16 protein-coding genes and 1 riboswitch are annotated in these 19,096 nt (G+C 72.5%); of the genes, 9 read left to right on the top strand and 7 right to left on the bottom strand.

Annotation, left to right across the window (positions count from 1 at the left end):
* The first annotated feature begins 50 nt into the window (after positions 1-50).
* Positions 51-701, top strand: a complete 651-nt coding sequence (locus tag Mco01_RS27390; RefSeq protein ID WP_204059738.1) for an SRPBCC family protein — start codon at positions 51-53, stop codon at positions 699-701.
* Between the two features lie 13 nt (positions 702-714).
* Here the strand turns inward: Mco01_RS27390 and Mco01_RS27385 are convergent, their stop codons facing one another.
* Positions 715-1,410, bottom strand: a complete 696-nt coding sequence (locus Mco01_RS27385) for an alpha/beta fold hydrolase (RefSeq protein WP_204059737.1) — start codon at positions 1,408-1,410, stop codon at positions 715-717.
* A 108-nt stretch (positions 1,411-1,518) separates the two neighbouring features.
* Between Mco01_RS27385 and Mco01_RS27380 the strand changes: the two genes are divergently transcribed.
* Together Mco01_RS27380 and Mco01_RS27375 are read left to right on the top strand one after the other, a co-directional pair.
* Complete coding sequence (locus Mco01_RS27380; protein ID WP_204059736.1) at positions 1,519-2,286, top strand: winged helix-turn-helix transcriptional regulator; 768 nt, start codon at positions 1,519-1,521, stop codon at positions 2,284-2,286.
* A gap of 26 nt (positions 2,287-2,312) precedes the next feature.
* On the top strand, positions 2,313-3,119 hold the full coding sequence (locus Mco01_RS27375) for an SMP-30/gluconolactonase/LRE family protein (RefSeq protein ID WP_204059735.1): 807 nt from the start codon (positions 2,313-2,315) through the stop codon (positions 3,117-3,119).
* Positions 3,120-3,146: 27 nt separating this feature from the next.
* Here Mco01_RS27375 and Mco01_RS27370 read toward each other — a convergent pair whose 3' ends face one another.
* Together Mco01_RS27370 and Mco01_RS27365 are read right to left on the bottom strand one after the other, a co-directional pair.
* Positions 3,147-3,512 carry an ArsR/SmtB family transcription factor gene (locus Mco01_RS27370; RefSeq protein WP_036319098.1) on the bottom strand — a complete coding sequence of 122 codons (366 nt, stop codon included), beginning with the start codon at positions 3,510-3,512 and terminating at the stop codon, positions 3,147-3,149.
* A 42-nt stretch (positions 3,513-3,554) separates the two neighbouring features.
* Complete coding sequence (locus tag Mco01_RS27365) at positions 3,555-4,829, bottom strand: RNA polymerase sigma factor (protein ID WP_204059834.1); 1,275 nt, start codon at positions 4,827-4,829, stop codon at positions 3,555-3,557.
* A gap of 259 nt (positions 4,830-5,088) precedes the next feature.
* Here Mco01_RS27365 and Mco01_RS27360 point away from each other — a divergent pair, with 259 nt between their 5' ends.
* Both Mco01_RS27360 and Mco01_RS27355 read left to right on the top strand, forming a co-directional pair.
* Positions 5,089-5,853 carry an SRPBCC family protein gene (locus Mco01_RS27360; RefSeq protein ID WP_204059734.1) on the top strand — a complete coding sequence of 255 codons (765 nt, stop codon included), beginning with the start codon at positions 5,089-5,091 and terminating at the stop codon, positions 5,851-5,853.
* Between the two features lie 51 nt (positions 5,854-5,904).
* Positions 5,905-7,485 carry an MFS transporter gene (locus Mco01_RS27355; RefSeq protein WP_204059733.1) on the top strand — a complete coding sequence of 527 codons (1,581 nt, stop codon included), beginning with the start codon at positions 5,905-5,907 and terminating at the stop codon, positions 7,483-7,485.
* 67 nt (positions 7,486-7,552) lie between these two features.
* On the opposite strand, the gene Mco01_RS27350 is transcribed toward Mco01_RS27355, so the two are convergent.
* Positions 7,553-8,224, bottom strand: a complete 672-nt coding sequence (locus Mco01_RS27350; protein WP_204059732.1) for a CHAP domain-containing protein — start codon at positions 8,222-8,224, stop codon at positions 7,553-7,555.
* Between the two features lie 14 nt (positions 8,225-8,238).
* A riboswitch (cyclic di-AMP (ydaO/yuaA leader) is annotated at positions 8,239-8,372 on the bottom strand.
* A gap of 662 nt (positions 8,373-9,034) precedes the next feature.
* Here Mco01_RS27350 and Mco01_RS27345 point away from each other — a divergent pair.
* Entirely contained in the window at positions 9,035-9,736 is a 702-nt protein-coding gene (locus Mco01_RS27345; protein WP_204059731.1) for an SDR family NAD(P)-dependent oxidoreductase, read from the top strand.
* Positions 9,737-9,758: 22 nt separating this feature from the next.
* Here the strand turns inward: Mco01_RS27345 and Mco01_RS27340 are convergent, their stop codons facing one another.
* Positions 9,759-11,111, bottom strand: coding sequence for a serine hydrolase domain-containing protein (locus Mco01_RS27340; RefSeq protein ID WP_204059730.1), 1,353 nt, complete (start codon positions 11,109-11,111; stop codon positions 9,759-9,761).
* 106 nt (positions 11,112-11,217) lie between these two features.
* Between Mco01_RS27340 and Mco01_RS27335 the strand changes: the two genes are divergently transcribed.
* Both Mco01_RS27335 and recD2 read left to right on the top strand, forming a co-directional pair.
* Complete coding sequence (locus Mco01_RS27335; RefSeq protein WP_204059729.1) at positions 11,218-12,087, top strand: hypothetical protein; 870 nt, start codon at positions 11,218-11,220, stop codon at positions 12,085-12,087.
* A 58-nt stretch (positions 12,088-12,145) separates the two neighbouring features.
* Positions 12,146-14,377 carry an SF1B family DNA helicase RecD2 gene (gene recD2, locus Mco01_RS27330; protein WP_204059728.1) on the top strand — a complete coding sequence of 744 codons (2,232 nt, stop codon included), beginning with the start codon at positions 12,146-12,148 and terminating at the stop codon, positions 14,375-14,377.
* A 46-nt stretch (positions 14,378-14,423) separates the two neighbouring features.
* On the opposite strand, the gene Mco01_RS27325 is transcribed toward recD2, so the two are convergent.
* A complete protein-coding gene (locus Mco01_RS27325; RefSeq protein ID WP_204059727.1) occupies positions 14,424-14,696 on the bottom strand; it encodes an RICIN domain-containing protein in 273 nt (90 codons plus the stop codon).
* A gap of 98 nt (positions 14,697-14,794) precedes the next feature.
* Between Mco01_RS27325 and Mco01_RS27320 the strand changes: the two genes are divergently transcribed.
* Positions 14,795-17,014 carry a PASTA domain-containing protein gene (locus Mco01_RS27320; protein WP_204059726.1) on the top strand — a complete coding sequence of 740 codons (2,220 nt, stop codon included), beginning with the start codon at positions 14,795-14,797 and terminating at the stop codon, positions 17,012-17,014.
* On the opposite strand, the gene Mco01_RS27315 is transcribed toward Mco01_RS27320, so the two are convergent.
* Positions 16,919-19,042 (bottom strand): hypothetical protein, encoded by a 2,124-nt coding sequence (locus Mco01_RS27315; protein ID WP_204059725.1) that lies wholly within the window; start codon positions 19,040-19,042, stop codon positions 16,919-16,921. The genes Mco01_RS27320 and Mco01_RS27315 overlap by 96 nt on opposite strands.
* Positions 19,043-19,096: the final 54 nt, after the last annotated feature.

Below are 19,096 nucleotides of genomic sequence, written 5' to 3'. Positions count from 1 at the left end.
GTGATACTTTCTGTCCCGTCCACGACCGGGCACGACGAGAGGACAAGACCGTGATCAAGGTGGACGAGCAGATCAGCGCGGTACGCCGGCACGTCGGCACGCGCGTACTCGACGCGGGGGAGGCGCGCGTCGTGACCCTCGGCCAGACCTACGACGCGACGGTGGACGAGGTCTGGGACGCGGTCACCAACCCCGAGCGCATCTCGCGGTGGTTCCTCCCCGTCTCCGGCGACCTGCGGCTGCACGGCCGTTACCAGCTGGAGGGCAACGCGGGCGGCACGGTCGAGCGGTGCGACCCGCCGCGGAGCTACGCCGCGACCTGGGAGATGGGCGGCGAGGTCAGCTGGATCGAGGTGCGCGTGACCGGGGAGGCGGACGGGCGGACCCGGTTCGAGCTGGAGCACATCGCCCACGTGGACGACGTGCGGTGGGCGCAGTTCGGCCCCGGCGCGGTCGGCGTGGGCTGGGACATGGGCCTGCTCGGCCTCGCTCTCCACCTGACGTCCGGCGGCCTCCCCGATCGCGACGAGGTCAACGCCTGGGTGGCCTCCGAGGACGGCCGGCGGTACATGACCCTCAGCAGTCAGCTGTGGGGCGAGGCCAGCGCGGCCTCCGGCACCGACCCCGACGAGGCGCGGGCCGCCGCCGACCGCACGACCGCCTTCTACACCGGCGTCCCCGGCGAGCCGGACGCGTCCTGACCGTTCCGGCAGTTCAGAGGCCGAGCTCCGACCGGTAGCGGTCGAGGTGGCCGGCGAGCTCGGCCGGGTAGCTGAGGGCGCTGAGATGGCCGCCCGGCGTCTCGTCGACCTCGACGCCGAGCCGTTCCCGGGCCACGCGTCGTTGGAAGTCGAGCGGGAAGAAGCGGTCGTCGCGGCCCTGGAGGACCCGGGTGGGCACCTCGGGCCACGCGGCCGCCGGCCACGGCTCACCGAACGGCCTGTTCGCCTGAGGAAGCGAACCGGCGGCCACGGCCTCGGCCGTCACGTCGGGCGGGACGTCGTGGAAGAAGTCGACGAGGAGGTCCACGTCCTCCCGCGGCGTGCGGCCCTCCCGCACGGCCTGCTCAGCCCGGGCCGCGACCATGCCGGTCGCCGCCCACCAGTCGTCGGCCGCCTCGCCGGGGCGGGGGATCATGGGGTTGAGCAGGACCAGCAGGCCGATCGGCGCGCGCGCGCAGGCCAGCGGCGCGCTGAACGCGCCCATCGACTGGGCGACCACGATCGTGCCGGGCCGGCCGTCGACGGCGTCGACCACGGCGTCCGCGTACTCCTTCAGCCCGGCCGTCTCGTCGCCCGTCGGCAGATCCACCGGGATCGCCTCGTGGCCGAGCGCGCGGAGTTCGGGGATGAGCCGGTGCCAGAACCACACCCCGCCTCCCGCGCCCGGGACCAGCACATAGGTCGCCATGTCAGTGCCTCCCCAGGACCGGCGTCATCGGGTCGTTCACGAAACCACCTCCGAGTCGGTCCTAGATTAGGAGTGGTCCATGCGGAATCACAAGCTATTCTTGACGACGTGGCGGGAAGACGGGGCTACGACGACCCCTGTGGGATCGCGCGCGCTCTCGACGTCGTCGGCGACCGGTGGGCGCTGCTGGTCGTGCGGGAGCTGGTGTTCGGGCCGAAGAGGTTCGGCGACCTGACCCGGGGCCTGCCGGGCATGAGTCCGAACGTGCTGTCCCAGCGGCTGCGAGAGCTGGAGCAGGCCGGAATCGTCCGCTGGCGCCGGCTGGGGCCGCCGGTGGGGACGGGGGTCTACGAGCTGACCACGCGCGGGCAGGAGCTGGAGGACGTGCTGCTCGCGCTGGCCCGGTGGGGCAGCCGCGAGCCGCTGCCCGCAGGCGGCGACCTCAGCGTGGACGCGCTGGTGCTGGCCCTGAAGACGACGTTCGACCCGGCGGCGGCCGGTGACCTGGACGCCCGCTACGAGCTGGCGTTCGGCGACGACCGGTTCCACGCCGAGATCGTCTCGGGGCGGTTCTGGATCGCCCGGGGGCCGGCGGGACGCGCCGACGCGCTCCTCGATGTCTCCGCCCCGGTGCTGCGCGATGTGATGTTCGCGGGCCGCCCGATCGCGGACGCGGTCGAGTCCGGCGATCTGCGCCTGACCGGCGACGTCCGCGCCGCCGAGCGCCTCGTCGCCTGCTTCCCTCGCCCGGCGACCCCGTCCACGACCCCGCCGCCCACGACCCCGCGTGTGACGCCACAGGCGACCCTCGCTGCGACGCCGCCGATGACCCCGCCAGAGAACCTCCCGGCGGCTCCGCCGGCGAGCGCCGGCTGAACCCGCCACGGGCCCCGGAGGTCCCCATGACCGCACCGAACGTCCTGCTGACCGGCCTGATGTACGGCGAGTCGCCGCGCTGGCACGACGGCCGCCTGTGGGTGGCCAACTGGGGCACCGGGCAGATCCTGACCGTCGGCCTCGACGGCGCGAGCGAGGTCGTGGCCGAGATCCCGACCACCATCCCGTACTCCTTCGACTGGCTGCCCGACGGGCGCATGCTCGTCGTGTCCGGCCAGGAGGCGCTCGTCCTGCGGCGGGAGCCCGACGGCTCGCTGGTGACCCACGCCGACCTGCGTGCCCTCGGGGAGGTGTTCAACGAGATCGTCGTCGACGCGCGGGGCAACGCCTACGTCAACGGCTCGATCGTCGCCCTGGTCACGCCCGACGGCCGGGCCCAGGAGGTGGCCGGGGACATCGCGTTCGGCAACGGCATGGCGGTGACGGAGGACGGCTCGACGCTGATCGTCGCCGAGTCCCACGGCCGGAGGCTGACCGCGTTCGACATCGCCGAGGACGGCGGCCTGGCGGGCCGGCGGGTGTGGGCCGAGGTCGACGGGCCGCCCGACGGCGTCTGCCTCGACGCCGAGGGCGCCCTCTGGTACGCCGACGTGCCGAACCAGCGCTGCGTCCGCGTGCGGGAGGGCGGCGAGGTGCTGCGGATGATCGATCTCGACCGCGGCTGCTTCGCCTGCGTCCTCGGGGGCCCGGACGGGAGGACGCTGTTCATGACCACGGCCGAGTGGCGCGGCATGGACCGGCTCCACGAGCCCCACCGCACTGGGCAGGTGGTGGTCGCCGAGGTCTCCGTCGCCCACGCGGGCCGTCCCTGACCGGACGACGAGGGCCCGCGTCACCCCTCAGCCGGTCCGGTCGGCGGGATCCTCCCGTGCCTCGGCCAGGCGGCGCTCGCGTCTGCCCCGGACCAGTTCGGTGCCCAGCGCGTCGAGACGCTGGGTCCAGAACCTCCGGAAGTTGTCGAGCCAGCCGTCGATCTCCCGCAGCGGCGCCGGGTCCACCGCGTACAGGCGGCGCGTTCCCTCGGATCTGACCGTCGTGAAGCCGGTCTCGCGCAGCACGCGCAGGTGCTGGGAGACCCCGGGCTGGGAGATCCCGAACTCCTCCTGGACCACCGCGCCGATCTCGCCCGCCGAGCGCTCCCCGCCGGCGAGCAGTTCGAGGATCCGGCGGCGCACCGGATCCCCGAGGACGTCGAACGCGTGCATGACGCCAGAATATAAGTCAGCTCTGAATAAGACGATGATCCCCTACGGCTCGGCCGTCTCGCGCACGCCTCCTTCGGGGGCGAGCCGGGCCGCCCGGGCCTCCAGGTAACGCTGCTCGGGCAGGCTCGTGGTCCGCCGGGCGGCGGTGCGGTAGCTCTCCCACGCCGCCCGGTGGTCGCCGGCCATTTCCAGCAGGTGGGCGCGTACGGCGTCGAGACGGTGGTGTTCGGCCAGCCGGTCGTCGGCGTCGAGCGCCCGGAGCATCTCCAGCCCCGATTCTGGGCCGTTCACCATGGCGGCGGCGATGGCGTGGTTGAGCGTGACCATGGGGTTGGGGGAGACCCGCCCGAGCAGCTCGTACAGCGCGAGGATCTGCGGCCAGTCGGTGTCGTCGGCCCGCGGCGCCTCGGCGTGCACGGCCGCGATCGCCGCCTGCAGCTGGTACGGCCCGAGCGGCGCGCGGGACAGGGTCTCGGTGATGAGCTCCACGCCCTCGCCGATCTGGTCGCGGTTCCACCGGCCTCGGTCCTGCTCGGCGAGCGGGATGAGGGTGCCGTCGGGGTTGGTCCGCGCCCCGCGCCGGGCGTCGGTCAGCAGCATCAGCGCGAGCAGGCCGGCGACCTCGCCGTCCTCCGGGAGCAGCCGGTGGACCGACCGGGTCAGCCGGATCGCCTCGCCGGCCAGCTCGGGGCTCTGCAGGTCGGGGCCCGAGCTGGTGGTGTAGCCCTCGTTGAAGATCAGGTACAGCACGTGCAGGACCACCCGCAGCCGCTCCTCGCGCTCCTGCTCGGGCGGCATGCCGAACGGGATGCCGGTGCTCTTCACCCGCTGCTTGGCCCGGCTGATCCGCTGGGCCATCGTGGCCTCGGGCACGAAGAAGGCCCGCGCGATCTGGGCCGTGGTGAGACCGCCGACGGCCCGCAGCGTGAGCGCCACCTGTGAGGGCGCCGACAGGGCCGGATGGCAGCACATGAACAGCAGCGTGAGCGTGTCGTCCTCGTCGGGCGGCAGGTCGTCGCCGGGTCCCGGGGCGGTGAAGGCGTCCGCCGGGGACAGCGCGGCCACCGTCGCCTCGCGCTGCTTGCGGGCCTCGTCGCTGCGCCACTGGTCGATCAGCCGCCGCCCGGCCACCGTGGTGAGCCAGCCCAGCGGGTTGCCGGGCACGCCCTCCTCCGGCCACTGGACGGCCGCGGCCAGCAGCGCCTCCTGAACCGCGTCCTCGCAGGCGTCGAAGTGGCCGTACCTGCGGATGAGCGCGCCGAGCGCCTGCGGCGCGAGCCGGCGCAGCAGGTCCTCGACGCCGAGGTCATCGGTCATCACGTCTGGGTCCCAGGTCGTCTCCGTCGCCGTCCGGGCCCGTACGGCGGTGCGGCGGTCCGGCGCCTCACCGGCGCTGGGGCCGGCGCCCGCGCGTCCCCCGGCGGGCCCGACCAGTCAACCACGCCCGGCTGACCGTCACGACGAAGCAGCCGATCGTGCTCCGACAATTTTTTTATTCTTGACAAGCCTTCTCTTCGGATGGGACGGTTGACCCGTGCCCGGGAGGGCCGCTGAGACGAGACGAAGGAGCAGTGACATGTCGCACGAGTTCGCGATCCGCGAGGAGATCGAGCTGGCCGCCACGCCGGAGCAGGTCTGGGAGGCCATCGCCACCGGGCCGGGGATCGACTCCTGGCTGATGGGCCACACCGAGATCGAGCCCGGAGTGGGCGGGGCCGCGCGCATGACGATGCTGGGCTTCACCCAGACGTCGACCATCACGGCCTGGGAGCCGGGCCGCCGTTTCGCCTACTCCAGCGCCCCCAACCCGCAGGACGACTCCTACATGGCGTTCGAGTACCTGCTGGAGGAGCGCGAGGGCGGCTCGACCGTCCTGCGCATGGTCCACAGCGGCGCCCTGGGGGGCGACTGGGCGGCCGAGTACGACGCGCTCACCAAGGGTGACCGCGTCTACCTGCGCAAACTGGCCGCCTACCTGGAGCACTTCCCCGGCCTCACCTCGGTCCACAACGTCTTCGCGCCGGGCCCCCAGGCGGACGGCGAGCGGACGTGGGCGGCGGTCCGCGACGCGCTCGGCCTGACCGGACCGCTCACGGCGGGCGCCCCGGTGCGGCTCCGGATCGAGGGGCTGGGCCCCCAGGACGGCGTGGTGGAGTTCGCCGACCTGCCGACCGCGGTGGGCGTGCGGGTGGACGACGGCCTCTACACGTTCGTCCACGGCTACCAGGACACCGTGCTCGTGGAGCACCACAACTTCGCCAAGGACGCCGATCACGAGGGGATCGAGCGGGCCTGGCGCTCCTGGCTCGACCGGTCGTTCTCCGCCCCCGCCACGGCCTGACCGCGGCTTCCACGACCGTCACGCGTACGACCGGATCGAAAGGGTCATCCCATGGAAACGATCAGCGCCTCCGGACCGGCCCCGCGCGCCGGCCGCCGCGAGTGGATCGGGCTGGCGGTGCTGGCCCTGCCCACGCTCCTGCTCTCGCTCGACATCAGCGTGCTCTACCTGGCGCTGCCGCACCTGAGCGCGGACCTCGGCGCCGACGGCACCGAGCAGTTGTGGATCCTCGACGTCTACTCGTTCGCGCTGGCGGGATTCCTCGTCACGATGGGCACCCTCGGTGACCGGATCGGCCGCCGCAGGCTGCTGCTCGCCGGCGCGGCCGGGTTCGGCCTCGCCTCGGTGCTCGCCGCGTACTCCACGAGCCCGGCGATGCTGATCGCGGCCCGGGCGCTGCTCGGGGTCGCCGGGGCCACGCTGATGCCCTCAACGATGGCCCTGATCCGCACCATGTTCCACGATCCGCGTCAGATGGGGCAGGCCGTGGGCGTCTGGTTCAGCTGCTTCCTCGGCGGCATGACCCTCGGCCCGCTCGTCGGCGGGCTGCTGCTGGAGCACTTCTGGTGGGGCTCGGCGTTCCTGCTCGGCGTGCCGTTCATGGTGGTCCTGCTGGTGGCTGGGCCGATCCTGCTGCCCGAGCACCGCGACCCGGCGGCCGGGCGGCTCGACCTGGCCAGCGTGGCGCTCTCGCTGGGCGCCATCCTGCCGGTCGTCTACGGACTCAAGGAGCTGGCCAGGAACGGCGTGCACGCCGTACCCGTGCTGGCCGTCGTGGCCGGGGCGGCCGTGGCCGTGGTGTTCGTCCGGCGCCAGCGTCGTCTGACCAGCCCCCTGCTCGACCTGCGGCTGTTCCGGAACCCGGTCTTCACCATGGCACTGGCCGTCGGGCTGATCGGCGGGATCGTCATGGCCGGTATCTCACTGATGTCGACGCTCTACCTGCAGACCGTCGCCGGGCTGTCCCCGATGGGCGCGGGCCTGTGGCTGGCCCCGCAGAACGTCGCGATGGTCGCCGCCACCGTGGTCGCCCCCGTCCTCGCCCGCCGCCTCCCCCCGGCGTACGTGATCGCGCTCGGCCTGGCGATCGCGGCGGTGGGGCTGCTGGTGCACACCCAGGTCGCCGGGGTGGGGCTGCTGGTGATCGGGCTGGTGCTCGCCTCCTTCGGCGTCGCCCTGCCCATGTCGCTGACGATGAGCCTGCTCCTCCGCTCGGCTCCGCCGGAGAGGGCCGGGTCGGCCGCGTCGCTGTCGGAGACGGGCGGCGAGTTCGGGGTGGCGGTCGGCGTCGCGGCCATGGGCAGCCTCGGCGCCCTCGTCTACCGCACCCACCTCGCGCTGCCGGCGGGCCTGCCGGCTCGGACGGCCGAGGCGGTGAAGGGCGGCGTCGCCGCCGCGGTCGCCTCAGCCCGCGAGCTGCCGGCCGCGCTCGGCGCCGACGTGCTCGACGCGGCCCGGGCCGCGTTCACCAGCGGCCTCCACGTGGTCGCCGCCGTCGGCGCCCTGATCTTCATGGGTACCGCCGTCCTCGCCGCGGTCGTGCTCAGGGGCAGGACCGGGGACGACGGGACGGCCCCCGCCGCCCAGGCCCCTATCCAGGACCCGGCCCCGGAACCGGCCGGGGTCGGCTGAACCCGGGGTGGACGCGAAGGAAGCGCGCACCGAGAGCGGTGCGCGCTTCCCCTGTGTGCGCACCCGGTCAGGAAGCGGGGTAGTAGGGGTAGCCGTATCCCGCGACGGAGTCCGTCGGCCTGGTGCGGACCTCGACGGCGCCGTTGCCCGTGTTGCCCTCGACGGTCTTGATCGTTCCGTCGCCGTTGTCCTTGACGACGAAGCCGACGTGGTCGATGTCGTCGATCGACTTGCTGCCGTTCCAGGCGAAGAACACCACGGCACCGGGCTTGGGAACGTTCCCCCAGCGGCCGTGCTGGGAGAACCAGCGGGCGTGCTCGACCGTGTAGGAGTCCCAGCCCATGACGGGCGTGATGCCCAGCTTCTGGCCCACCCAGGAGACGAACATGTCGCACCACGGGGCGTTGAGGTAGGCCGACAGCTTGCCGCCGTCCCGGGCCAGCGTCTGCCGGGCGCGGGGAGTGGACATGTACCACTGCTGGAACTTGGTGCCGCCGCCGTAGGCGTTCTCGCTGATGCCCACCTGGCTGGAGGCCAGCTTGATGACGTCGGCAGGGCCCACCTTGGGAAGCCTCGCCGCCGCCTGGGCCAGGGGGTCGACGGTCGTGCCGCCGTTGCCCGCGGGGTCCACGGCGTGCGCGGCGTCGGCGTGCGCCGTCAGCGACGCGGTGCCCACACCGGCACAGGCCACGACACCCGTGACGAGTGCGGCACGGAGACAGGTCTTAAGGGCGTGCATGCTGGGGTCTACTCCCTTGCTTCCTTGCCGCCTACCGGGTTAGCTGACGGGTTCGGGCTGGAAGTGGCCCTACGGCACAGGTGCCGATTCACCCCAGGAGAGGTGGGTCCCCGGCTCCGCGCGGACGCGGACTCGACGGCCGGGCGGCATCCCGGAGCCGGGAGGCCGCGTCGGTCTTGAGGTGGGCACCCTTGACCGAGAATTGGACAGGTATGCCCTGAGCTGCCTAAAAGGTAATAGCTACACCGAAACCGGTCAAGTAAGGACAAGTCGGGTTTTACGTGCGATAGGGTCTGCAAACTCTCCCGCAAACCCGTCCCTCGGACGGGGTGGCGGCACGCGTCCGGCGGACGGCGGCAGGGGGAATACCCGTGCGACCCGCATAGCGATCATGGACGGCCGCCACGACATCCAGTGCCTCCGGAGCCCGGCCGGCGTCCTGCCGGCCGGCGCCATGGCCGGTACGGCCGGGATTTCCGCCGGCGGCCAGGTAAGGCCACCGATGCGCGCCACCCTCAGCCGTCCCATTTTCCGGGATTCTGCGTGTCCGAACTGTGAGACGACTTTCCGGCCGGTGATCGCGGCGCCGGTCGCCGGCCCCTCGCCGGATCCGGACGCCACCAGCCCTCGGCGCCGCCCGGCGGGGGCCGAATCCTTTACGGAACGGGTAACGGCTACGGCACGCGTCCCACCAGGTCACCCCGGCTGACTGTCCCCGCCGGCCCCAGGAAGACAGGGGCCTACCCACGCCCTCGCGTACGGGCCGAGGCTCTCACCCGTAACCCGGCATCCGACGCGAAAGGCATCACGATGACCATCACCCTCATCACCGGCGGCACCAGGGGCCTGGGGCGCGAGACCGGCCGCCGTCTCACCGCCCTCGGCCACGCCGTCTACCTCGGCGCGCGGGACGCGGAGCGGGGCCGTACCGCGGCCGCCGACCTCGGCGCCCGGTGGCTGCGGCTGGACGTGACCGACGACGACTCCGTCGCCGCGGCGGCGGCCGAGCTCGGCGAGCGGGAGGGGAGGCTCGACGTGCTGGTCAACAACGCGGGCGTCTTCGAGGGCATGATGACGCCCGAGGAGGCCGGGGCCGCCGAGGCGCGCCCCGTGTTCGACGTGAACGTCCTCGGTGTGATCCGGACGACCCACGCGTTCCTGCCGCTGCTGCGCGCCTCCGCCGCACCGGTGATGGTGAACGTCAGCAGCGGGCTGGGCGGGTTCGGGATCGTCACCGACGCCCGGCGCGGCGAGTCCGCGTGGTCCCTGCCCGTCTACGCGGCGTCGAAGGCCGCGGTCAACATGCTCACCGTGCAGTACGCCAAGGGGCTGCCCGAAGTCCGCGTGAACGCGGCCGAACCGGGCTTCACCGCGACCGGCCTGCACGGGATGAGCGGGCCCGGCATCCAGTCAGTCGAGGAGGGCGCCGACGCGATCGTGCGCCTGGCGACGATCGGCCCGGACGGGCCGACCGGCACCTTCTCCGACAGGGCCGGCGACCTGCCCTGGTGACCCAGGTACGGCGCCGCCTCCGTCACCGCCAGCCGTCGGCGTCGACCCCGCCCGGCACCGGCACAGCCGGGTCGTACGGCTCGCGGGTGAAGACGAACGTGTTGATGTCGAGGTGGACGCCACCGGGGGAGCGGACGACCTGGAGGGTCTCGCCGGCGTAGTAGCCGTCGAGGCCCAGCCAGGTGCCGTCGGCCTGCGCGGCGAACCGCGAGGCCCGCCCCTGCCCGTTGACCGGCGTGAGCGACAGGCCGCGCCGCGGCAGCAGGCGCAGCATGTACGGCGTGGGCCCCCAGTACCACGGCCCGGTCAGGGACAGCAGGTCGTCGTCGACCGGTGTGGGGACCCACTCGGCGGGCAGCGGCGGCTCGCGCTTGGCGAGGATGTCGAGCAGGTCGGTCTCGAAGCCGCCCCGCACGCCCGAGGTGGTGTTGGCCATCCAGAGGACGGCGACGCCGTCGGCGGGGTCGGCCCACAGCGTGGCCAGGAAGCCGGGCATCGACCCGGTGTGACCGGCCAGCCGCCGGGGCCCGCCGGGGCCGGCGTGCCGGGCGAGCTGCAGGCCGAGGCCGTACCCGCGGGTCCAGACGTCGGCGTCCTCCACGGCGGCGGGCTCGCGCATCTCGGCCAGGGTCTCGGGCCGCAGCACGCCGCCGGTGTCGCCGGCGACGAACGCGGCCCAGCGGGCGAGGTCGGCGGCGGTGGACCACAGCTGCCCGGCGGGGGCCATCGCGCCGTGGTCGTTCTCCGGCTCAGGCAGCAGGACGTCGGCCCACGGGTGCACCGCGAAGCCGGTGGCGTGGGGGGCGCGCGGACGCGTCGTGGTGTCGCGCATGCCGAGCGGTTCGAGGATCTCCTCGCGGACCGCCCGCTCCCAGGGCGCCGACCGCTTGCGCGCGACCAGCTCGCCGAGCAGGGCGTACCCCAGGTTGGAGTAGTGGTAGCGGCGGCCGGGGCGGTGCCGGACCGACTCCGGCCCGAGCGCGGCGAGCATGTCGGCCGCCGGCGCGCCGGGGGTGCGCTCCCACCACGCGCCCGGCGACTCGGCGGTGGCGCCGCTGGTGTGCGACAGCAGCTGCGCGATCGTGACGTCGCCCAGCGGCGTGCCGGGGACGTGCTTGCCGAGCGGGTCGAGCAGGTCGACCAGGCCCTCGTCGCGCAGCCGCATGACCATGGTGGCGACGAAGGTCTTGGTGATGGACCCGACGCGGTACTGGGTGCGCTCGGTCGGCGGCTCGCCGTCCACCCGCCCGCGCGCGCCGAACCACACGGTCTCGCCGCCCCGGACGAGGGCCGCCACCATCGACGGCACCCGCTGCTGGGCCTGCTCCGCCGCCAGCCGGCGCAGCAGCGCCCGCGCCGTACCCTCCAGAACCATCGTCCGTCCCTCCCGCTCGACGATCAGACCAGGCTAGCGCCGATCGGCGGCACAGCAGGCGATCGGACGCGGGACGCGGCGCCGCGGCTGCGGGACAATGCCCTGCATGACCACCCCTTCCGGCGGGCAGCCCGGGGCCAGCTCCGCACCGCCCTGCCGCCTGCACGTACTTGTCGCCAGGGCGGCGCCCGTCGCACTGATCATGCGCCGCGGTCCGGCCGGCTGGTGGCATCTGCTGGAGTGGGACCTGCGGAGCCGTGAGGTGAGGCCGGGCGCCTGGCTTCGCGGGACGCTGTACCCGCGCCGGTGTGACATTTCGCCGGACGGAAAGCTCCTCGGGTACTTCGCGCTCGGGCACGGGCCGTCACCGTGGACCACGTATTTCGCCGTGTCCAAGGTGCCGTGGCTTACCGCGCTGGTGGCCTGGCGCACCTTCGGCACCTGGACCGGCGGCTGCGAGTTCGCCCCGGACAACGGCCTGACGATCCGGGCTTCGATGGGCAAGAAGCCCTTTCACGGCAGCTACCCCCATGGCGCTGTCGTGGAGGACCTCACCCTCGACTGGGTCCATCGGGACCTGCAGAACGAGTACAGACGCGGCTGGCGCCCCCTGGCCGAAGGCGTGGCGGAGCGAATGCCCCCCGAGTTGCGTGAGGCCGTACTCATCGCGCGCGTTCGGCCGGGCGGCGACCGCGCGCTGGTGCTGGCCCATACCGGGACCGACTTCCGAAGGCACGGAATCGAGGGCGTACAGGTCAGTTACCTACGGGAGGAGGACGACGGCGATCTCACGCCGCTGCCCGAGGCGGCCTGGGCGGACTGGGACGAGGAGGGTCGGCTGCTGATGGCCACCCGTGACGGGATGGTCAAGATCATGGAGCAGCGGTCCGGAGTGTGGACGGAGACATGGTCCCAGGACCTGCGCGAGCTGACCCCCGAACCCCTGCCGTCCCCTGCCTGGGCCCAGGCCTGGTAGCCCGGGCGCGCCCGCTGGTCGCGCCCGTCGCCGTACGCGCTGAGGGAGAATGCCACCCATGACCACCCCTCCCGGCGGTCCCGCCAGGCCGCCCGGCACCGAACTGACCGCGGTGCTCGAACGGATCACGTACGCGAACGAGGAGACGGGCTATACGATCGCCCGGGTGGCGACCGAGCGCTCGGGAAACGACCTGCTCACGGTCGTCGGGCCGCTGCTCGGGGCCCAGGTCGGCGAGTCGCTGCGGCTGACCGGCCGGTGGGGGTCCCACCCGAGGTACGGCAGGCAGTTCGAGGTCTGGTCGTACAGCACGGTCCTGCCGGCGACGATCCAGGGCATCCAGCGCTACCTGGGGTCGGGGCTGATCAAGGGCATCGGGCCCAAGATGGCGGAGCGGATCGTCGATCATTTCGGCACCGACACGCTGCGCGTCATCGAGGAGGAGCCGGGACGGCTGGTCGAGGTCCCGGGCCTCGGCCCCAAGCGCACCAAGATGATCGGGGCCGCCTGGGAGGAGCAGAAGATCATCAAGGAGGTGATGATCTTCCTCCAGGGTGTGGGAGTGTCCACCTCGATCGCGGTGCGCATCTTCAAGCAGTACGGCGAGGGCTCCGTCGACGTCGTGCGCACCGAGCCGTACCGGCTGGCCGACGACGTGTGGGGCATCGGCTTCAAGACGGCCGACACGATCGCGCAGGCCGTGGGCATCCCGCACGACAGCCCCGAGCGGGTCAAGGCCGGCCTGCGCTACACGCTGTCGCAGGCCGCCGACGACGGGCACTGCTACCTGCCCGCCCCCAACCTGGTCGCCGACGCCGTCAAGATCCTCGAGGTGCCTGCCGACCTGACGGCGTCCTGCCTGGAGGAGCTCGTCGCGGAGGAGGGGGTGGTCCGCGAGGAGGTCCCGGCCGGCGAGGGCGGCGAGAACACGGTGCCGGCGATCTACCTGGTGCCCTTCCACCGGGCCGAGCTGTCGCTCGCGGGGACGCTGCGCGGCCTGCTGTCGTCCGGGCACGACCGGCTCGGCGCCTTCGCCCGGGTCGACTGGCCGGCCGCGCTCGGCTGGCTGAGCGGCCGCACCGGCGCCGACCTCGCCCCCGAGCAGGCCGAGGCCGTACGGCTGGCGCTGACGGAGAAGGTGGCCGTGCTGACCGGAGGGCCGGGCTGCGGCAAGAGCTTCACGGTCCGCTCGATCGTGACGCTGGCCCGGGCCAAGCGGGCCAAGGTGATCCTCGCCGCGCCCACCGGCCGGGCGGCCAAGCGGCTGGCGGAGCTGACGGGCCACGAGGCCACGACCGTCCACCGGCTGCTCCAGCTGCGGCCCGGCGGCGACGCGACCTTCGACAGGGACAACCCGCTCGACGCCGACCTGGTCGTGGTCGACGAGGCCTCGATGCTCGACCTGCTGCTGGCCAACAAGCTCGCCAAGGCTGTCGCGCCCGGCGCGCACCTGCTGTTCGTCGGCGACGTCGACCAGCTTCCCTCGGTCGGCGCGGGGGAGGTGCTGCGCGATCTGCTGGCCGCCCCGGAGATCCCCCGGGTGCGGCTGACGCAGATCTTCCGCCAGGCCCAGGAGTCGGGCGTGGTGGTCAACGCCCACCGGGTGAACACCGGGCAGGCGCCGCTGGTGCGGGAGTTCCCCGACTTCTTCCTGTTCCCCTGCGAGGAGCCCGAGGAGATCGCGGCGCTGACGGTCGACGTGGTGGCCCGGCGGATCCCCGCCAAGTTCGGCCTCAACCCGCGGCGCGACGTGCAGGTCCTCGCCCCGATGCACCGCGGCGCCGCGGGCGCGGGCGCGCTCAACGTCGCGCTGCAGGAGGCGCTGACGCCGTCGCGGGAGGGCATGCCCGAACGGCGGTACGGCGGCCGGGTGTTCCGCGTCGGCGACAAGGTGACCCAGCTGCGCAACAACTACGACAAGGGCGCGGCAGGGGTGTTCAACGGGACGGTCGGGGTGGTGACCGGCATGTCTCCGGAGGAGAGCAGGCTCACCGTCCTGACCGACGAGGACGAGAGCGTCGACTACTCCTTCGACGAGCTCGACGAGCTGGCCCACGCCTACGCCGTCAGCATCCACCGCTCCCAGGGCAGCGAGTACCCCGCCGTGGTGATCCCGCTGGCGACCAGCGCCTGGATGATGCTGCAGCGCAACCTGCTCTACACGGCCATCACGCGGGCCAGGAAGCTCGTCGTCGTGGTCGGGTCGCGCCGGGCCCTGGCCCAGGCCGTGCGGACGCGGGGGGCCGGCCGGCGTCACACCGGCCTGACCCACCGCCTCCGCACGCCCTGACGCGGCACTCTTCGAGCGCGGCGCGGTGGCACATCAGCAGCCCCCTCTAAAGGGCGCTCCACGGATGGAGTTCCCACACGCCGCTGCTGACAGGAGTCGGCACCCACAGCTGATCGGCGTCGCCTTGGCTACAGGTGCGCTGGATGACCAGTGCGCCGTTGGCGGTGCTCCCGCCGGCGACCGACATGCACAGTTGGCTGCCGAGGTTCCAGATGTGCCACACGAACTGGTTGCCGTCCACCCGGCCGGCGGCGCTGACGAACCAGATCTGGTCCTTGTTGGTGCTGCACTCCCTCGTGTGCGGGCTCCGTGCCGACACGCAAACGGGTGTTCCACCCCCGTTCCACGACCCGTTCGCGACGGAACGGATGGAACGTCTGCCCGGCGACAGTCGCTGGAGCAGACACAGGAGCGATCATGTTCCATCTGAGACGGGTGCGGCCCGGGCCGCCGCGCGGTGTCCACCGTCGCCGTACAAGCCGGTGGTGGGCGGCGGTCGGGCTCGCCGCCACGATGCTGACCACGTCGGTCGTCGCCGCTCAGCCGGCGTCCGCGGACGACCAGTGGCAGCGGTGCCTGAACGAGTCGTCGGCGTCCCTGTCGTTCGACAAGACGACGGTGAGCTGGCTTGACAGCGCGACAATTCACTGGACCGTGAACGCCGGTCCCGACTGCTGGTGGAACGCCCTCGCCACCTTCAGCGTGGGCGAGGACACCCCGCAGAACAACGACAACGCGCAAGGGGTGATGCTCGGAGTCGGCACGCTTAGCGGCTCGAAGAGCGTGACCCCACTGCGGAACCTGCCGTGGAGGGTATGGGCGACCTCGGCGGTGGGGAAGTTCCCGCTGGCGACCGCGAACATCACGGTCACATATCCGGAACCTCCGCCGGAGGGCGGCCCAGCCGCCGTCCGGATTACCGACAACAGCATCGAGCAGCGGCGGCAGTTCGTCCGGGCGGTCGAGACCCCGGGCACGAAGGTGACCGTGGCCGGCGATGTGAGCCTCGACCTGAGCGGTCTGGACGGGATCACCGTCGCGCCGAACACCTGGATCACGGGCGATCGCAGCGTCAACCCGGCGGGGCCGCTGCTGTTCACCACGACCGAGCCGGGGAGCCTGTTCGTGGTGCCGCGACCGGCCAACCCGGCCCCGCCGTTCTCCCAGGAGGTGATCAGCGGGATCCGGCTGCGGGGTGGGTCGAGCACCGACCCGTTCGACAACATGGGTGAGCAGGACTCCATGGGCATCACGGTGATGAAGCCCAACGTGGAGATCGACCACAACGAGATCTACCTGTGGCGCGGGGCCGGGGTGGAGGTCAAGGAATGCGACGTCGACGGCGCCTGCCCCTCTCCGGACATCCTGCGGAGGCCGGCCCCCGGTGAGCACGCCACCACGGTGTGGATCCACGACAACTACATCCATCACGACCAGCATCCGGCCGGTGACATCTGCTGCGGCCACGCCGCAGGCTACGGCGTCGAGACCAGCCACGGCGGCTGGGCGCTGATCGAGCGGAACGCGTTCGACTACAACCGGCACTCCATCGCGTCCGGCTGGCAGCCCGGCACCGGCTACCTGCTGTACCGCAATCTGATCCTGCCCAACGGCGGAGTCCACAGCCGGGTCGCCTCCACCCACGCCATCGACGTCCACGGCTCCAACAAGGACGACGCCTACGAGAGCGGGGACGCCGGGGAGTACTTCGACGTCGAGTACAACACCGTGTGGAACGTCCACGGACCAGCGGTGAAACTGCGCGGCACTCCCTCGGACGAGAAGGCGGGCAAGGAGGGGATGCAGGTGCGGCACAACGTCTTCGCCCACTGCGGCCTGTTCGTCGGCTTCACCGGCGGATGCCAGTATCCCCCGGCGCTGGTGCAGAACGAGACCGGCATGCACGAGTCGGACACCACGTTGGGCGTTCTCGGCACCACCATCGACGACGCCCGTACCAGCTGCGACTTCGACGGCGACGAGGTCAACGACACCTTCCACGCCACCGGTGTCACCTGGTGGTTCCAGTCGAGCCGGTTGGCCGGCCGGTTCGTGTACCTGTACCAGTCCGCGCTCACCGGCAACCACCTGGTGCTCGGCGACCGCAACGCCGACGGCCTGTGCGACGTGACCGCCGACGGAACCACCGTCCCCACCGACACCTCCGTGGTCGGCACGTCGATAGGCGTCGTGCCGTACGTCCTCGGCTCCACCGAGGCGGCGGCGCGCGCCGCCGTCGTCGCCGCGGGCCTGACGGTCGGTACGGTGACCTACCAGCCCAGCACGACCGCCGCCGGGCTCGTCATCGACCAGAGCCCGCACTGGTGGTACGTGAGGCCGGCGGGCCGCCCGGTCAACCTGGTGGTCTCCCTGGGCCGGGCGACGGTGCCCAACGTGCTCGGCATGGACCAGGGCTCGGCCCAGTGGTACATCGGCGCGGCCGGGCTGAGCGCCGGCACCGTCTCGTACACCAACAACTGCGTATCTCCCGGCTCGGTGCAGGTCCAGCACCCCACGGGCGGCGCCCTGGTGGCTCCCGGATCAACGGTGGACATCACGCTCTCGACCTGCGACACCACCGGCGGTGGCGGGACTCCCGGCGGTGGCGGCGACAAGCCCCCGGTGCGGGAGAAGTAGGGCAGGCCCCTCCCGCGGGAGGCCGGTCGTCGTGCCGGCCGGCCTCCCGCGTGGTGGGCGCGGGGGCGGCGTGTAGACGCAGCGGTGCCCGGTCTTGACCGCGGCGATCAGGATCGCTCCGAGGGCCGGGTTCGCGTCCTGGACCCGGCCAAGGGCCCGTCGAATGGCCTTTCCCACGGCTATGCGGGCGCGTTCGTCGCTGGTCGGGAACGAGCGCACGCGTCCGCCCAGCCCCGTGGCCGTCCGGAGTTGCGCCAGGATCCAGTCGCGCTCCCGGTGGGCTTCGACAGCCCGTTGCTGGTCTCCGATGGCATCGCATCGGGCGATCTCGGTGTGCAGGGCGTCCAGTCGTGCCTTGTAGGAGCTGAGCGCCTGCTGGTCCAGCAGGGCGTGCGACGTCGGGTGGGCGTGGCGGGCCGCCGCGGCGTTCTCGCCGGTCCCGAAACCGATGGTGAGTTCGCCGGCGCCGATGTCCTGCCCGGGGTTGGCGAACAGCACGGCGAGGTACGTCATCCCGACACAGTGGTCGACATACGCGGACAGCGTCTGGAACCGGAGGTGCCAGCGCCGGCCGTGCCGTACGCAGGTGACGTCGTCCGCGTCCGGTGGCGGGCTCTCGGCCTGGGCGTCGCCGGCACCAGGCCCGCTCAGCTCCATCGCGAGCCGGCCGGCCTCGGTCTCGGCCGCCTCGAACTGGTGTCGTGCCTGGGATCGTCGTTCGTCGTCGAGGCAGCGGCTGAGCGCGACCGACAGGCGATGCCGCGACAGTACGGCGGCCGGCCAGTTTCCCAGGGCGATGTCGTCGGAGACCGCGGCACTCAGGTGGCCGACGGCCTCGTCGACGCGGCCGCAGGTCAGGGCGGCCACGCCGAGCGCGTGCCGGACGGATCCGAAGCACGCCACGCCCAGGCCGGCCATGACGGGCAGGTGGGCGTAAGGCTCCAGCTCCTGACAGGCCTCGGACGCCACGTCCTGTTCGCCGAGGAGGTAGGCCGCTTCGACGACCGCATGGATCGTGGCGAGCCGGCTGCTCGATTGCGGGATGGCGGAAAGACCGCGTCCGGTGACGCGTTTGAGCGCGCCGAGCGCCTCCCTGCGTTCGCCGTTCGCGGCAAGGGCTACCGCGAGCGCGGCGAGGTGCGAGGAGTCGGCCAGACCGATCGTCGGTGAGGAGACGAGCTCCCGAAGCAGGGGAATCAGTTCGGCGATCCTGCCTTGGAACCACCGGATGGCCACCATATGCGCGCCGTACCACGCCGGCGCGTCCGCGTCGCCCACGTCGGATCCGAGTTCGAGGCAGTGTTCGGCTCCGGCTTCGGCACGGCTGAAGTCACCTGCCCGGATGTCGAGCATCACGTCGATGGCCGCGACGACGTAGCCGGCCGCGGGGAAGTCGCCCTCTCGCAGCAGGCCGCGCAGTTCGGTGAGGTGCCGGCCGACGTTGGGGTGTCCTTCCAGCAGGAGGTCCACGGTGCGCCACAGCATGCCCATGACCATGTCGCCGCGGCGGCCGGTGCGGACGCTCTCGGCGATGAGCGCGTCCGCGACCTGTGTCCGCAGGGCGGCGTGGTCCGGCCCGAGCAGGCAGTGGTGCAGGAGGTTGAGCGCCTCGGCGACGGCGGTCGGATCCGCGCTCCGGCGAGCTTCGTCCGCGATGGCGCGGATGGACTCGTGCGCCGACCGGCGGTAGTCGGATTCGGCGGCGACGCGCGCACGCAGACGCAACGCCAGCACCGAGTCCGGCGGTGTCGCCGCCAGCGCCCGTTGGAGCCTGTCCTGCATGATGGCGGCTCCGGCGATGCCGCGGTGTTCGTTGATCCACAGGCCCGCCCACCCGAGCGCGGCCACGGCCATGGTGCGGCCGTCGCCGCGTTGTTCGGCCTGCCGGTAGGCCGCGTCGAAGATCTGCCGGCTGCGGTGCGGATCGCCGTCGCTCCATAACGCTTGCATGCCGCGGGACACCAGCGCCGACGGCTCGGCCGTTGAAGGCCCTGAAAGGCTCACCTGAGCGAGGCTCGCAGCCGGCACTGGAATGTCCCTGAAACGCCACTGAAACGGCGAACCATTCGGATGGCCCCGCCG

Origin of the sequence: Microbispora corallina (genome assembly GCF_016863035.1) — a bacterium.
GTDB lineage: Bacteria > Actinomycetota > Actinomycetes > Streptosporangiales > Streptosporangiaceae > Microbispora > Microbispora corallina.
The sequence above is the reverse complement of the archived record's forward strand: the minus strand, read 5'-3'. Positions and strand labels throughout refer to the sequence as shown.

Coding starts and splice junctions, on each gene's coding strand:
- Mco01_RS27385 (WP_204059737.1), bottom strand. CDS start 1,410: ATGGCGACCTATGTGCTGGTCCCGGGCGCGGGAGGCGGGGTGTGGTTC.
- Mco01_RS27375 (WP_204059735.1), top strand. CDS start 2,313: ATGACCGCACCGAACGTCCTGCTGACCGGCCTGATGTACGGCGAGTCG.
- Mco01_RS27370 (WP_036319098.1), bottom strand. CDS start 3,512: ATGCACGCGTTCGACGTCCTCGGGGATCCGGTGCGCCGCCGGATCCTC.
- Mco01_RS27365 (WP_204059834.1), bottom strand. CDS start 4,829: ATGACCGATGACCTCGGCGTCGAGGACCTGCTGCGCCGGCTCGCGCCG.
- Mco01_RS27360 (WP_204059734.1), top strand. CDS start 5,089: ATGTCGCACGAGTTCGCGATCCGCGAGGAGATCGAGCTGGCCGCCACG.
- Mco01_RS27355 (WP_204059733.1), top strand. CDS start 5,905: ATGGAAACGATCAGCGCCTCCGGACCGGCCCCGCGCGCCGGCCGCCGC.
- Mco01_RS27350 (WP_204059732.1), bottom strand. CDS start 8,224: ATGCACGCCCTTAAGACCTGTCTCCGTGCCGCACTCGTCACGGGTGTC.
- Mco01_RS27345 (WP_204059731.1), top strand. CDS start 9,035: ATGACCATCACCCTCATCACCGGCGGCACCAGGGGCCTGGGGCGCGAG.
- Mco01_RS27340 (WP_204059730.1), bottom strand. CDS start 11,111: ATGGTTCTGGAGGGTACGGCGCGGGCGCTGCTGCGCCGGCTGGCGGCG.
- Mco01_RS27335 (WP_204059729.1), top strand. CDS start 11,218: ATGACCACCCCTTCCGGCGGGCAGCCCGGGGCCAGCTCCGCACCGCCC.
- recD2 (WP_204059728.1), top strand. CDS start 12,146: ATGACCACCCCTCCCGGCGGTCCCGCCAGGCCGCCCGGCACCGAACTG.
- Mco01_RS27320 (WP_204059726.1), top strand. CDS start 14,795: ATGTTCCATCTGAGACGGGTGCGGCCCGGGCCGCCGCGCGGTGTCCAC.